Origin of the sequence: Streptomyces sp. NPDC059875 (assembly GCF_042731085.1) — a bacterium.
Classification (GTDB): domain Bacteria; phylum Actinomycetota; class Actinomycetes; order Streptomycetales; family Streptomycetaceae; genus Streptomyces.
Genome location: NZ_JBHWJZ010000011.1, coordinates 142,159 through 155,942, shown reverse-complemented (window position 1 = coordinate 155,942; position 13,784 = coordinate 142,159). Strand labels below are relative to the sequence as shown.

General features: G+C 69.5%; 14 protein-coding genes and 1 pseudogene. 10 read left to right on the top strand and 5 right to left on the bottom strand.

The window, feature by feature from the left end:
* Positions 1–424: 424 nt before the first annotated feature.
* The 3 genes from ACFV9D_RS16385 to ACFV9D_RS16375 form a co-directional block, all read right to left on the bottom strand.
* Positions 425–1,882, bottom strand: a complete 1,458-nt coding sequence (locus tag ACFV9D_RS16385) for a catalase (RefSeq protein ID WP_385145944.1) — start codon at positions 1,880–1,882, stop codon at positions 425–427.
* 190 nt (positions 1,883–2,072) lie between these two features.
* Complete coding sequence (locus tag ACFV9D_RS16380) at positions 2,073–2,963, bottom strand: 2-hydroxy-3-oxopropionate reductase (RefSeq protein WP_385145942.1); 891 nt, start codon at positions 2,961–2,963, stop codon at positions 2,073–2,075.
* A gap of 41 nt (positions 2,964–3,004) precedes the next feature.
* Entirely contained in the window at positions 3,005–3,838 is an 834-nt protein-coding gene (locus ACFV9D_RS16375) for a TIM barrel protein (protein WP_385145940.1), read from the bottom strand.
* Positions 3,839–3,978: 140 nt separating this feature from the next.
* Between ACFV9D_RS16375 and ACFV9D_RS16370 the strand changes: the two genes are divergently transcribed.
* From ACFV9D_RS16370 to ACFV9D_RS16330, 9 genes and pseudogenes are all read left to right on the top strand, one after another.
* Positions 3,979–4,227, top strand: coding sequence for a hypothetical protein (locus ACFV9D_RS16370; RefSeq protein WP_385146043.1), 249 nt, complete (start codon positions 3,979–3,981; stop codon positions 4,225–4,227).
* A 44-nt stretch (positions 4,228–4,271) separates the two neighbouring features.
* Positions 4,272–4,592 carry a helix-turn-helix domain-containing protein gene (locus ACFV9D_RS16365; protein ID WP_385146041.1) on the top strand — a complete coding sequence of 107 codons (321 nt, stop codon included), beginning with the start codon at positions 4,272–4,274 and terminating at the stop codon, positions 4,590–4,592.
* Between the two features lie 155 nt (positions 4,593–4,747).
* A complete protein-coding gene (gene uraD, locus ACFV9D_RS16360; protein ID WP_385145938.1) occupies positions 4,748–5,269 on the top strand; it encodes a 2-oxo-4-hydroxy-4-carboxy-5-ureidoimidazoline decarboxylase in 522 nt (173 codons plus the stop codon).
* The gene (gene uraH, locus ACFV9D_RS16355) at positions 5,266–5,670 is read left to right on the top strand and encodes a hydroxyisourate hydrolase (RefSeq protein WP_385145936.1); all 405 of its coding nucleotides are present in this window, start codon (positions 5,266–5,268) and stop codon (positions 5,668–5,670) included. The genes uraD and uraH overlap by 4 nt, the downstream gene beginning before the upstream one ends.
* A 5-nt stretch (positions 5,671–5,675) precedes the next feature.
* Positions 5,676–6,599, top strand: coding sequence for a factor-independent urate hydroxylase (gene pucL, locus ACFV9D_RS16350; protein WP_385145934.1), 924 nt, complete (start codon positions 5,676–5,678; stop codon positions 6,597–6,599).
* 89 nt (positions 6,600–6,688) lie between these two features.
* A pseudogene (locus ACFV9D_RS16345) lies at positions 6,689–7,084 on the top strand (solute carrier family 23 protein); the annotation flags it as partial.
* Positions 7,085–7,132: 48 nt separating this feature from the next.
* Positions 7,133–8,521, top strand: coding sequence for an 8-oxoguanine deaminase (locus tag ACFV9D_RS16340; protein ID WP_385145932.1), 1,389 nt, complete (start codon positions 7,133–7,135; stop codon positions 8,519–8,521).
* Positions 8,522–8,834: 313 nt separating this feature from the next.
* Positions 8,835–10,283: a nucleobase:cation symporter-2 family protein gene (locus ACFV9D_RS16335; protein ID WP_385145930.1), complete on the top strand. Its 1,449-nt coding sequence runs from the start codon at positions 8,835–8,837 to the stop codon at positions 10,281–10,283.
* Between the two features lie 89 nt (positions 10,284–10,372).
* Complete coding sequence (locus ACFV9D_RS16330) at positions 10,373–11,041, top strand: aspartate/glutamate racemase family protein (RefSeq protein WP_385145928.1); 669 nt, start codon at positions 10,373–10,375, stop codon at positions 11,039–11,041.
* Positions 11,042–11,108: 67 nt separating this feature from the next.
* Here the strand turns inward: ACFV9D_RS16330 and ACFV9D_RS16325 are convergent, their stop codons facing one another.
* Positions 11,109–11,966 (bottom strand): chitosanase, encoded by an 858-nt coding sequence (locus ACFV9D_RS16325; protein WP_385145926.1) that lies wholly within the window; start codon positions 11,964–11,966, stop codon positions 11,109–11,111.
* A gap of 111 nt (positions 11,967–12,077) precedes the next feature.
* On the bottom strand, positions 12,078–12,656 hold the full coding sequence (locus tag ACFV9D_RS16320; protein WP_385145924.1) for a hypothetical protein: 579 nt from the start codon (positions 12,654–12,656) through the stop codon (positions 12,078–12,080).
* A 144-nt stretch (positions 12,657–12,800) separates the two neighbouring features.
* On the opposite strand from ACFV9D_RS16320, the gene ACFV9D_RS16315 reads away from it, so the two are divergent.
* Complete coding sequence (locus ACFV9D_RS16315; RefSeq protein WP_385145922.1) at positions 12,801–13,751, top strand: fibronectin type III domain-containing protein; 951 nt, start codon at positions 12,801–12,803, stop codon at positions 13,749–13,751.
* The last annotated feature ends 33 nt before the right edge of the window (positions 13,752–13,784 follow it).

Genomic DNA, 13,784 nt, shown 5'->3' with positions numbered 1-13,784 from the left:
GTGGATCTTCACCGCAGAAACGATGCGCTGGGGCCCGTACGACCCCGCACGGGGGCCGTGCGTCCTCGTACAGAGGGAACGCGCAAGAGCGCGGAACCAAGGACCGTAAACCTGGTTCCGCGCTCTCGTTGTGCCCGCCCGACGGTGCGAGGCTGGCGCGACAGGACGTTCGCGCCGCCGGGCGGAGTCTTGGGGGAGGTGTGGGGCGTTGGGACCGCGGCGGCGACGACGGGCTGCCCGGGGATCCCTTCCTTCAGGTCAAGAAGGGGCCCGGTTCGCCCTTACCACCGCACTGGCTCGTGCGCCGCCGCGGTCCTCACGCTGTCCGTTCCGCCGGCCACCCCTCATCCGGGCCGTCGGTCCGGACGGCGTACGACAGCTGACCTCCCGTCACCTGCCGTACGCGGTCTGGAAACTGACGAGATCAGTCCTCGCGCAGCGCGCGGACCGCCTCCTCCACGCGCTTGCCGTAGTCCGCGTCGGCGGCGGCGAAGTGCGCGATGTTCTTCTCGATCACGTCCTCGCGGGAGACCTGGGAGAGGCCACCGGCGATGTTGGCGATCAGACGCTTCTTCTCGTCCTCGGACATCAGGCGGTAGAGCTCACCGGCCTGGAAGAAGTGGTCGTCCTTGGCGTGCTCGGGGGCCGCGTGGGTGCCGGTCCAGCCGTGGATCGCCAGCGGGGCGGAGAGCGCCTCGTCGGTCTGCGAGGGACCGGAGTACGAGTTGGGCTCGTAGTTCTTGTCGTGGCGCGAGCCCTGGCGGGTGGCCATGAAGCCGTCGCGGCCGTAGTTCTCGGCCACGGTCGCCTTCGGGGCGTTCACCGGCAGCTGGGTGTGGTTGACACCGAGGCGGTAGCGGTGGGCGTCCGCGTAGGCGAAGAGGCGGCCCTGGAGCATCTTGTCCGGCGACGGGCCGATGCCCGGGACGAAGTTGTTCGGGGAGAACGCGGCCTGCTCGACCTCGGCGAAGACGTTGTCCGGGTTGCGGTCGAGGACCAGACGGCCCACGCGCTGCAGCGGGTAGTCGCTGTGCGGCCACACCTTGGTGAGGTCGAACGGGTTGAAGCGGTAGTCCGCGGCCTCGGCGGCCGGCATGACCTGGACGTACAGGGTCCACGAGGGGTTAACACCGCGCTCGATGGCCTGCAGCAGGTCGGTCTGGTGCGAGTTCGCGTCCTGGCCGACGAGCTCGGCGGCCTGCTCGGCGGAGAGGGAGCGGATGCCCTGGTTCGTCTTGAAGTGGTACTTGACGAAGAAGGCCTCGCCCGCCTCGTTGGTCCACTGGTAGGTGTGCGAGCCGTAGCCGTTCATGTGACGGTACGAGGCCGGGATGCCGCGATCGCCCATGAGCCAGGTGATCTGGTGCGTCGCCTCGGGGGCGTGCGCCCAGAAGTCCCAGACGTTGTCCGGCTCCTGCTTGCCCGTGAAGGGGTCGCGCTTCTGGGAGTGGATGAAGTCGGGGAACTTGATCGGGTCCTTGATGAAGAACACCGGGGTGTTGTTGCCGACGAGGTCGTAGTTGCCCTCTTCGGTGTAGAACTTCAGCGCGAAGCCGCGCGGGTCACGGACGGCGTCCGCGCCACCGAGCGAGTCGGCCACGGTGGAGAAGCGGATGAACGTCTCGGTCCGCTTGCCGACCTCGGAGAGGAAGGAAGCCTTGGTGAAGCCGGTGACGTCGTCGGTCACCTCGAAGTAGCCGTACGCGCCGGAGCCGCGGGCGTGCACCACACGCTCCGGGATCCGCTCACGGTTGAAGCGCGCCAGCTTCTCGAGCAGGTGCTGGTCCTGCAGGAGGATGGGGCCACCGACGCCGGCGGTGGCGGAGTTCTGGTTGTCGGCGACGGGGGCGCCGGACTCGGTCGTAAGCACGCGCTTCGACATCGTGACCTTCCGTACGGGAGCTGCACTGCTGGGGTGCTCTGGAGCGTAAATTCGCTCCGAATGCGACGTCAACAGTTTGTTGAAAATGAAGTGTGGTGTTCCGGACGGCGGCGACGCCTGGGCGCGACAGGACAGTTGTCAGCGCCGCCGCCATCCGGAAATCTGGGGCCCGCGCGATGCGGGCGGTGGATCAGACCTGCTGGCCGGAGAGGCGCTCGACGGCGCGCAGCAGGGCCGAGTGGTCCAGGCCGCCGTCGCCCTGCGCACGCAGGGAGGCGACGAGCTGGGCGACGACGGCACCGACCGGGAGGGCCGCGCCGACGTTGCGGGCGGCGTCGGTGACGATGCCCATGTCCTTGTGGTGCAGGTCGATCCGGAAGCCGGGCTTGAAGTCCCGGTTCAGGAAGTTGTCCTTCTTGCGGGTCAGGACCGTGGAGCCGGCCAGACCGCCGTTGAGGACGTCCAGGGCGGCCTGGAGGTTCACGCCGGACTTCTCGAGGAAGACCACGGCCTCGGCGCACGCCTGGATGTTGACGGCGACGATGAGCTGGTTGGCGGCCTTCACCGTCTGGCCGGAGCCGTGCGGACCGCACAGGACGATGGTCTTGCCGAGGGCCTCGAGGATCGGCAGGGCCTCGTCGAAGTCGGCCTGCTCGCCACCCACCATGATCGACAGGACGGCCTCGATGGCGCCGGCCTCGCCGCCGGACACCGGGGCGTCCAGGACGCGGATGCCCTTCTCGGCGGCGTTCTTGGCGAGGTCGACCGAGGTCTGCGGGGTGATCGACGACATGTCGACGATCAGCGCGCCCTGCTTCGCGTTCTCCAGGATGCCCTCGGGGCCGTAGGAGATGGCCTCGACCTGCGGGGACGCGGGCACCATCGTGATGACCACGTCGGCGTCCTTGACGGCCTCGGCGATCGAGCCGGCGACGGTGCCACCGGCGGCGGCCAGGCGGTCCAGCTTGTCCTGCTCCAGGGTGAAGCCGGTGACGGAGTAGCCCGCCTTGATCAGGTTCTCGGACATGGGGGAGCCCATGATGCCGAGGCCGATCCATGCGATCTTGGGAAGTGCGCTCATGGTGAGGGTGCCTCTCGAAAACAGGTGGTACGGGGAGGAAGTCAGCGGGCCGCGCGGGCCTCGGCCGGGAGCCACTCGAAGGACGCGGCGGCGTCGGCGGCCTTGTACTCCAGGCCGACCCAGCCGTCGTAACCGGCCTTCTTGAGCTCGTCCAGGAGCTGCTCCAGCGGGAGCTCGCCGGTGCCCGGCGCGCCACGGCCCGGGTTGTCGGCGATCTGGACGTGACCGGTCTTGTCGGCGTACTGCGCGATGACCTGGCTGACGTCCTCGCCGTTCATCGACAGGTGGTAGATGTCGAGGAGGAACTTGGCGTTGCCGAGCCCGGTGGCCGCGTTGACCTTGTCGACGACCTCGATCGCGGAGGGGGCGCTCACCAGCGGGTAGAGCGGCGACTCCGGCTTGTTCAGGGTCTCGATCAGCAGGATCGCGCCGATCCGGTCGGCCGCGCGGGCCGCCAGGACCAGGTTCTCCAGGGCGAGGGCGTCCTGGATCTGCGGGTCGACGCCCTCCACGCGGTTGCCGTAGAGCGCGTTGAGCGCCTTGCAGCCGACCGAGGCGGCGAAGTCCGCCGCCACGTCGATGTTGGCGCGGAAGCGGTCCGACTCCTCACCGGGCACGGAGAGGGCGCCGCGGTCGGGGCCGGGCAGCTGACCGGCGTAGAAGTTCAGGCCCACCAGCTGGGTGCCGGCGTCGTCCAGAGCCTTCTTGAGCGCGTCGAGCTCGCTCTGGTCGGGGGTGGCGGTGTCGATCCAGGGCCACCACAGCTCGACCGCGGTGAAGCCCGCCGCGGCGGCAGCCGCGGGGCGCTCCAGAAGCGGGAGTTCCGTGAAGAGGATCGACAGGTTCACATCGAAGCGCTGGTCCGTGTATCCCATGAGGGGCGGCGCTCCTTCCGTATTGCGGAAGTAACTTTCTGTCTGACGGAATGTTGCAAGGGGAGCGGCTGCCTTGTCAAGAGGGTCCGGCAGCTCAGGGCTGCCGTCGGCCGACTCCCGGCCAGTAGCGTGGGGGCATGGTGCGTTTGAAAGTGGAGTTCACGACCGAGCCGTTCGACCTGGACGAGGCGCCGGCGCATGCGGTCGTGGCTCGTGAGGTCATCCAGGCGGCCGAGCTGGACGCGGTGGATGTCGGTCCGTTCGGAAACACGGCTGAGGGGGGCGCCGACGCCGTGCTGACGGCCGTGGACGCGCTCCTGCGCAAGTCCCTGGCGGCGGGCGCGACGCGCGTCTCCCTGCAGGTCAATGTGATCGGGGAGGAGTCGTGACCGAGCACCCCCTGGTCGCGGCCGTGAAGCCGCTGGTCGACGCGATGGGCGCGGAGATGCTCGTCCCCGAGCAGGCGCAGCCCGATGACGTGGTGCTCGCCTGGGAGGGAGAGGACGTCCTCGCCGTACGGCTGCCGCAGCTCTCGGACTCGCTGGATCACATTCTGGCCGCCATGGAGCGCCGGCACGGGATGCCGCTGGCCGAGCTGGACCGCAAGGCGAAGCAGGAGGCCGTCCGGATGCTCGAGGCACGCGGTGCCTTCTCCGTACGCCATGGAGTGGAGACGGTGGCGGGGGCGCTGGGCGTCAGCCGCTTCACCGTGTACAACTACTTGAACAGGGAAAATGCCGCCAAGAACGGCTAGTTGATCATGTGTGGCCACAAGCCGTCGTCCGGATGTCGGGACGACGGCTTTTGTGTGGCCGACTTTTCAACAAAGTGTTGACGTGGTGTTGCGGAGGGCGTTAGCTATCCGCAGCCCGTCCGATGCACAGCGAAAAACAGCCACGGAGGCTTCCCGTGACTTCAGGTACGACTCCGGGCCTCGCCCGGTTCAACACCTCGGCGGACAGCGACGCTGTCGCCGCACTCCATGAGGTGTGTTCCAGCTCGGCGTGGGGGAGCAGGATTCTCGCCCAGCGCCCGTACGCCACCGCCGAAGCCCTCTTCCTCGCCAGCGACGCCGCCATGGCCGAACTGACCGCCGAGGATCTGGCCGAGGCGATGGCGGGCCACCCGCCGATCGGTCGTCCGAAGGCAGGGGACCCGACCTCGTCCCGCGAGCAGAGCGGGATGGCCGGCGCCTCCGAGGAGCTCAAGGCCGAGATGCTCGAGCTCAACCTGGCCTACCAGGACAAGTTCGGTCATGTCTTCCTGATCTGCGCCACCGGCAAGACCGGCGAGCAGATGCGCGACGCGGTCCGCGAGCGGATCGAGCACACGCCCGAGCAGGAGCGGGAGATCGTCCGCGCCGAACTGGGCAAGATCAACCGCATCCGGCTGACCCGTCTCGTAGAGACCGTCGAGGAAGAGAGCGCATGAGCACCGACACCACCGCTTCGGTGTCCACCCACATCCTGGACACCAGCATCGGCCGCCCCGCCGAGGGCGTGGCCATCACGCTCGCGGCCCGCAGCGGCTTCGACGCGCAGTGGGTCACGCTCGGTGGCTCCGCCACCGACGCGGACGGGCGCTGCAAGGACCTGCCGGCGCTGCCGGAGGGCACCACCCACGTACGTCTCGACTTCGAGACCGAGGCGTATTTCTCCAATAAGCACAGTTTCAAGAAGCAAGCCGAGGCGCAGCAGGACGCCCCCCGCGTAAGGGACAGCGGCGCGTTCTTCCCGGAAGTGACCATCACCTTCGCGGTGACTCCGGGCGAGCACTACCACGTACCGCTGCTGCTCAACCCGTTCGGCTACTCCGTTTACCGAGGGAGCTAGCAGACATGCCCACGATTCTCGGCCAGAACCAGTACGGCAAAGCAGAGAACCGCGTCGTCAAGATCACGCGGGACGGCGACACCCACCACATCAAGGACCTGAACGTCTCCGTCGCCCTCTCCGGCGACCTCGACGACGTCCACCTCACCGGCTCCAACGCCCACTGCCTGCCCACCGACACGACCAAGAACACCGTGTACGCCTTCGCCAAGGAGTACGGGATCGAGTCGGCGGAGCAGTTCGGCATCCACCTGGCGCGTCACTTCGTGACCAGTCAGGAGCCGATCCACCGGGCCCGGATCCGGATCGAGGAGTACTCCTGGGAGCGCATCGCGACCTCGGACGCCAACTCCAAGTTCATCGGCGCCGAAGAGGTCAACCACTCCTTCGCCCGCAAGGGCCAGGAGACCCGCGTCACCCAGATCACCTACGACGGTGAGAAGTGGGAGGTCATCTCCGGCCTCAAGGACCTCATCGTCATGAACTCCACCAACTCGGAGTTCTGGGGCTACATCAAGGACAAGTACACGACGCTCCAGGAGGCGTACGACCGCATCCTGGCCACGCAGGTCTCCGGTCGCTGGCGGTTCAACTGGACCGACGACGAGCAGCGGATGCCCAACTGGGAGAAGTCCTACGAGCAGACGCGCAAGCACATGCTCCAGGCCTTCGCCGAGACGTACTCGTACTCGCTGCAGCAGACGCTGTACCAGATGGCCACCCGGATCATCAGCCACCGTTCGGAGATCGACGAGGTCCGCTTCTCGCTCCCGAACAAGCACCACTTCCTCGTGGACCTGGAGCCCTTCGGGCTCAAGAACGACAACGAGGTCTACTACGCCGCCGACCGCCCGTACGGCCTCATCGAGGCCACGGTGCTGCGCGACGGAGCCACGGCGCAGATCCCGGTCGACATGACCAACCTCTAAGCGCACCTCGTGGCCGCCCCCGCCCGCCCGCAGTCGGGCGGGGGCAGTCACCACCGGAGGGACCTACCAATGGCACAGCCCGCACTGGGGCCGGCACCCGCAGAAAGCCCGCCGTCGCTGGTGGCGCCCTGCTCGTCCTCGGCGCGTTCCCGGTCCTCGGAGCGGTCGTGCCGATGGTCCCGATGCCGGTCCTCGGGGGTGCCGGTGTCGTCCTCCTCGGCTCGATCGTCGTCTCCGGAATCCGTACCCTTTCGGAAGCCGGACTCGACGACAGCTCCCACATCATCCCGGTGGCCGTCGCGCTCGGAGCGGGCATCATCCCGCTCGCCGCGCCCACCTTCTACGCCGACTTCCCGGCCTGGGCACAGACCGTGCTCGGCTCCGGCATCAGCGCCGGAGCGCTCGTCGCGGTCACGCTCCACCTGTTCTTCCACCATCTCGGCACCCGGAGCCGTCACGCGGCTCCGGCACTCAAATCCTCCTAGGGTCCTGCCGTGCCCACACAACCCCCGAGGAATGAAGGAAGCACCGCCATGGCAGCACCTTCGACTGTCGAGCGCATCGTCATCGAGAACTGTGCGATCGCGACCGTAGACGCCAACGACACCGAGTACGCCTCCGGGTACCTCGTCGTCGCCGGCAACAAGATCGAGTCCATCGGCGCCGGCAAGGCCCCCGAGGGCCTGGAGAACGTGGTCCGCCGGATCGACGCCACCGGTCATCTGGTGACGCCCGGCCTGGTCAACACCCACCACCACTTCTACCAGTGGATCACCCGGGGTCTGGCCACCGACCACAACCTCTTCAACTGGCTGGTCGCGCTCTACCCGACCTGGTCGCGCATCGACGAGTCGATGGCCCGCGTCGCCGCGCAGGGCTCGCTCGCGATGATGGCCCGCGGTGGTGTCACCACCGCGATGGACCACCACTACGTCTACCCGCAGGGCTCCGGCGACCTGTCCGGCGCCATCATCGGCGCCGCCAAGGACATGGGTGTCCGCTTCACCCTCGCCCGCGGTTCCATGGACCGCAGCGAGAAGGACGGCGGCCTGCCGCCGGACTTCGCCGTCGAGACGACCGAGGGTGCGCTCATCGCCACCGAGGAGACCGTCAAGAAGCACCACGACGCCTCCTTCGACGCGATGACCCAGGTCGCCGTCGCCCCCTGCTCCCCCTTCTCCATCTCCACCGAGCTGCTGCGGGAGGGCGCCGCGCTCGGCCGCCGTCTCGGCGTGCGCATGCACACCCACGGCTCGGAGACCGTGGAGGAGGAGAAGTTCTGCCACGAGCTCTTCGGCATGGGCCCGACGGACTACTTCGAGTCCACCGGCTTCCTCGGCGAGGACGTGTGGATGGCGCACTGCGTCCACATGAACGACTCCGACATCGAGGCCTTCGCCCGTACGAAGACCGGTGTCGCCCACTGCCCGTCCTCCAACGCGCGGCTGGCCGCCGGCATCGCCCGCGTCCCGGACATGCTGCGCGCCGGCGTCCCGGTCGGCCTCGGTGTCGACGGCACCGCCTCCAACGAGTCGGGCGAGCTCCACACCGAGCTGCGCAACGCGCTCCTCATCAACCGCCTCGGCGTCCACCGCGAGGCTGCGCTCAACGCCCGCCAGGCCCTGCGCCTCGGTACGTACGGTGGCGCGCAGGTCCTCGGCCGCGCCGACAACATCGGTTCCCTGGAGGCCGGCAAGCTCGCCGACTTCGTGCTCTGGAAGATCGACGGCATCGGCCACTCCTCGATCGCCGACCCGGTCACCGCGATCGTGTTCGGCGCCGCTGCCCCGGTGACGGCCTCGTTCGTCAACGGCAAGCAGATCGTCGAGAACAACCGCCTGCTGTTCGCGGACGAAGAGGCGATCGCCCGCGACGCGCGCGCGGAGGCTCAGCGCCTGGCCCGGATCACGGCCCAGGCCTGACCTCCCCCAAGAGTCCGACCGAGGGGGACGGCCCTCGGTCGGAAGCCACGGACCCGAGCGGGGCCCGTGGCCGGCCGGACGGGGGGTGCCCGTACGAAAAGAGGTGCGGCACCCCCCGGACGGTCGACATGTGACCGGCCTCCCTCGGCACTCCGAGCGCGGTACCCCCACGCCCGCGCGACCGCATGTCCCCCCTGTAGTTACCGCTTTTCCTCATGAGCCGCACCCGTGAGGCGCACGACCTGCACCGCTTTGCACCACCTCCATGACACCCACGTCTCCGCCGACGTGTTACCCGACCGGAGGAACCGCCGTGGCCACCAAGCCCAGGTTTCGCAATGATGCGCAAGACGCAGGCGCCGACACCGAAGACCAGAAGCATCCGGTCGACGAGACTCTGCCGCCCCTGAAGATGTTCACCAGCGGTCTCCAGCATGTGGCCGCCATGTACGCGGGGGTTGTGGCCCCGCCCCTGATCGTCGGCGCGGCTGTCGGACTCTCCGGCACCGAACTGACCTTCCTCACCGGAGCCAGCCTCTTCACCGCCGGACTCGCCACCTTCCTCCAGACGCTCGGCATCTGGAAGATCGGCGCCCGGCTGCCGTTCGTCAACGGCGTCACCTTCGCCGGCGTCGCGCCCATGCTCGCGATCGTCGACACCACCGACGACAAGGCCGACGCGCTGCCGATCATCTTCGGCGCGATCATCGTCGCGGGCGTACTGGGCTTCATAGCCGCCCCGTACTTCTCCAAACTCGTCCGCTTCTTCCCGCCGGTCGTCACCGGCACCGTGATCACCCTCATCGGTGTCTCGCTCCTTCCGGTCGCCTTCGGCTGGGCCCAAGGCCCCAATCCGACGGCGAAGGACTACGGTTCGACGACCTACCTCACCCTCGCGGCCATCACCCTCGTGGTGGTGCTCGTCCTGCGGCGCTTCACCAAGGGCTTCCTGAAGCAGATCGCCGTCCTGGTCGGTCTCGTCATCGGCACCCTGATCGCGATCCCGTTCGGCGTCACGGACTTCAGCCCGGTGGCCGAGGCGTCCGTGATCGGCTTCCCGACGCCGTTCCACTTCGGCGCCCCGCAGTTCGCGCTCGCCGCGATCGTCTCCATGATCGTGGTCATGCTCGTCTCGATGACCGAGTCGACCGCCGACATGCTGGCGCTCGGCGAGATCGTCGAGCGGCCGGCCGACGAGAAGACCATCGCGGCCGGACTGCGCGCCGACACGCTCGGCTCGGCGATCAGCCCGCTCTTCAACGGCTTCATGTGCAGCGCCTTCGCCCAGAACATCGGGCTCGTCGCCATGACGAAGATCCGCAGCCGGTTCGTGGTCGCCTGCGGTGGCGGCTTCCTCGTCCTGATGGGCCTGTCGCCCGTCGCCGCCTCGCTGATCTCGGTCGTGCCGCGGCCGGTGCTCGGCGGCGCGGGTGTGGTCCTCTTCGGCTCGGTCGCCGCGAGCGGCATCCAGACCCTCGTCAAGGCCGGTCTGGAGAAGGACAACAACGTGCTGATCGTGGCGGTCTCGCTGGCCGTCGGCATCATCCCGATCACGGCGCCGGAGTTCTACCACGCCTTCCCGGAGACGGCGAAGATCATCCTGGACTCGGGCATCTCGACCGGCTGTGTCGCGGCGGTCCTGCTCAACCTGGTCTTCAACCACCTGGGCAAGGGCAGCGACGAGGACACGGTCACCGCGCCCATGGAACCGGGCGAGGAGATCTCCGAGGCCCGCACGGCCAAGGCGGCGCACGTCCACTGAACGCGCCCCTTCCGTCCGCCGAGCCGGCTCCCGCGTACGACGCGGGGGCCGGCCGCGCGTGTTCGGTGGCGCCTTCGGTGGTGCCTTCGGTGGTGCTGATCAACCCGAACACCTCCGCCGGTACGACGGCGATGATGACGGCGATCGCGGCCCGGACGCTCCACTCCGTACGGGGCGTGACGGTACGTCAGGGGCCGCCGATGCTGCTCGACGAGGAGGCACTGCGGGCGGCCGTCCCCGAGGTGGTCGCCGCGGCGCGCCGGGCCCTGAGGGCAGGCGACTGTGCGGGGCTGCTGGTGGGGGCCTTCGGAGACCCGGGCGTGGCGGAGCTGCGGGCCTTGGCGGGGGTCCCGGTCGTGGGCCTTGCCGAGGCGGCCTGCAGGGAGGCGGCGGCCGGGGGTGTCCGGTTCGGGGTCGCGACGACGACGCCGGACCTGGCGGACGCGATCGGCCGGCGGATCGGCGAGCTCGGGCTCGCGGACCGGTACACCGGGATCCGTCTGACGCGGGGCGACCCCCGACTCCTGGCCCTCGAACCTGAGTCGATGCGGGAGCAGCTGGCCGAGGCGGTGCACGCGTGTGTCGTACGGGACGGGGCGCGGGCGGTCGTGATCGGCGGCGGCCCGCTGGCCGAGGCTGCGGACGCGCTGCGGGAGCGCTTCGACATCCCGGTCGTCGCGCCGGTCCCGGCCGCGTGCCGCCGGATCGCACGCGAACTGGCGCGGCGCGATCCGGCGGTGTCATGGCGTCGGCCCTGAGTGCGGGCGGTGCGGGCCGCCCGCGAGGCCGGCTGTGAGTGCCGGGCGTGAGTGCCGGGCGTGAGGGTCAGCCGATGTGGTAGCTGTCGCCGTAGACCTTCCAGTCGAGCGGCGGGTCGAGGTTCAGGTTCTTCTTGCGCACGAACACCCGCTGGGCCGTGTCGACCCGGCTGGTGTCGCTGTGCGCCTCCTCCTGCTTCATCGCCCAGACGCGGGCGTCGAGGAAGGCGTTGAGGTACGTGATCTCGTCCCCGCCCTGGGCCGGCGGCTTCGCCTTCGCGAGGGCCTTCTTGCGGATGTTGCGGAAGCTTGCCGAGTCCGTGCCGTCGCCGTGCATCACGATGGCGTCGTAGTAGATGAACTGGCCGAGCACGCCGACCCCGTCGCTCTTGGCCTGCTTCACGGCCGGGTTGAAGTACACCCGGTCGCGCTCATCGTCCTGGGCCTTCTTGAAGGCGGCGTCCTGAGCGGCCTTCGCCCAGTCGCGCTCGAAGGCCGAGCCGAGGCCCTCGTGCGAGTCGGTGCCGTCGACCTTGCGGAGGGCGGGCAGGTACTTGGCGAGGACGTTGCCGGGCTTGCGTGCGGTGTAGAGCTCGACGAGGTCGAGCATGTCGCCCGTGCCGGAACAGAAGCCGATGATGCCGGCCGTGTAGCCGCGCCCGTCGCCGATGTCCTCGATGTACTTGTACTGCGCCTTCCAGTCCAGCGAGGAGTTCTCCGCGCTGGAGACCAGCTTCATGGCGATCTCCTTCTTCGCCGGGTCGTCGAGCCCGACCGCCGCGACGGCGGCGGGAGCGGCCGCACTCGCCCGGGCGGGAGAGGGAGCGGCGCCGTCGGCGGTGGCAGCGACGGCGGTCGTGGGAGCGGCGAGCAGAGCGAGTCCGAGCAGGACGCGGATCGCGGTGCGCTTATGGGGGTTGGGCACCGTGGCCTCCAGACAGGAGTAGGGGGCAATCTGTTAGGAAGCTTTCCTATCAGCTGGAGTGGCAGGCGTACACCCCTGGCGCGCAAGGGAGTTGATGCAAGGTCTCACCCGTCACCGATCGGCCCCCATGCGCCGCCGGCACTCCTGTGCCAGATGCGGGTAGGCCGCGGCGATCGCCTCGTACAGCCGCCTGCGCAGCAGCCGTTCGGCCTCGGTCCGGCCCGTCGCCCCGTACAGGCCGTCGAGAAGCGTCTCGTACCGCGACAGCGCGTGCCACAGATAGTTCACCTGCCACCGCACCAGCGCCCCCGCCGCGACCCCGCCGGGGCTGCGCGCCCCGAGCAGATGCCGGTGGCGGACCGCCCGGCGCTCCAACTCGGCCGCGGGGAGGCGGGGCACCTCGATCGGCTCCGCCCGGATCGCGGCGAGTACCGCCTGTCGCCGGGCCTCGGCCCCCGCTTCCGCGGCCGAGGAGCGCCGGCCCGAGTCGGCCGCGCACCGCGTGAACTCCGGCGTCCGCTCCACCGCTTCCACCCGCGCCACGCGGTAGAGCCGGACCGGCGCGATCGACCACCGCCGGGGATCCCGCCCTTGTACGTCGGGCGCACCCAGCAGGTCGCGCACCATCGCGTCGGTCCAGCCGCGCGCTCGCAGTCCGGCGAGCGTCACATACGTCATACGGTCCGTCATGCTTCCCCCAAAATCGGTCACGGAGAGTGACGGATCCAGTGAAGCGCACGCCACTGACAGTCGCGCCGACAGCCGCCCCCTTGCCGGGGTCGCCGCACCCGTGCCATACAGGTCTGGACCAAGTCGACGGACGGAGGCATTCCTGTGCAACGCCCGCTCGCCGCAAGCGTGTTGACCGCCGTCGCGCTCGCCCTCACGGCCTGCTCCACGGGCCCCGACAAGGACACCCGGAGCCCCACCACCCCCACGGGCGTCACCGCCGCCTCCGGCAGCGCGAGCACCGTCCACGTCATGTGGAGCGCGGCCACCGACGACCGCGCCGTCACCGGCTACGAGGTCCACCAGCAGGGCCGCAAGGTCAAGGACCTCCCCGCCACGACGCTCATGACCGACATCGTGAACCTCGCGCCCGCCACGCCGTACACGTTCACCGTCCGCGCCCGCGACGCCGCCGGAAACCTCTCCGCGCCCAGCGCCCCCGTCCCCGCCACCACCCTCGCAGCGACCACCCGGGACCGCACACCCCCGACGCCCCCACGAGCCCTGCGCGCCACCCCCGAAGGGAGCCACGCGGCCGCCCTGACCTGGACGCCGGCCCGCGACGACACCAGGATCACCGCGTACGACGTCTACCAGTCGGACGTCCGCATCCACACCGTCCCCGGCACGGCGACCACCACCCGGATCACCGGCCTGCGCCCCGGCACCGTCTACTCCTTCACCGTCCGCGCCCGCGACGCCGCCGAGAACTCCTCCCCGGACAGCACCCCCGCCGACCTCACCACCACCCCGGCCCCCGGCGCACCCCCCAACACGGCCCCCACGAACCTGAAGGCCAAGGCCGCGAAGGGCGACATCACCGTCACCTGGACCCCACCCCGCACCGCAGCCCCGGTCAAGGAACACCAGCTCTACCTGAACGAAGCCTTCGCCACGACCATCATCTGGGGCACCGACCCCCCACCCGGCGAGGCCACCTACACCTTCACGGTCCCCACCACCCCCGGCACCCGCTACAGCATCAAACTCCGCGCCCGCCTCCCCGACGGCACCTGGGGTGACTTCTCCGCCCAGCGGACCGTTGTCGTCCCATGACGGCGCCGCCACGGGCGTCGTCGTCCGGCGCGT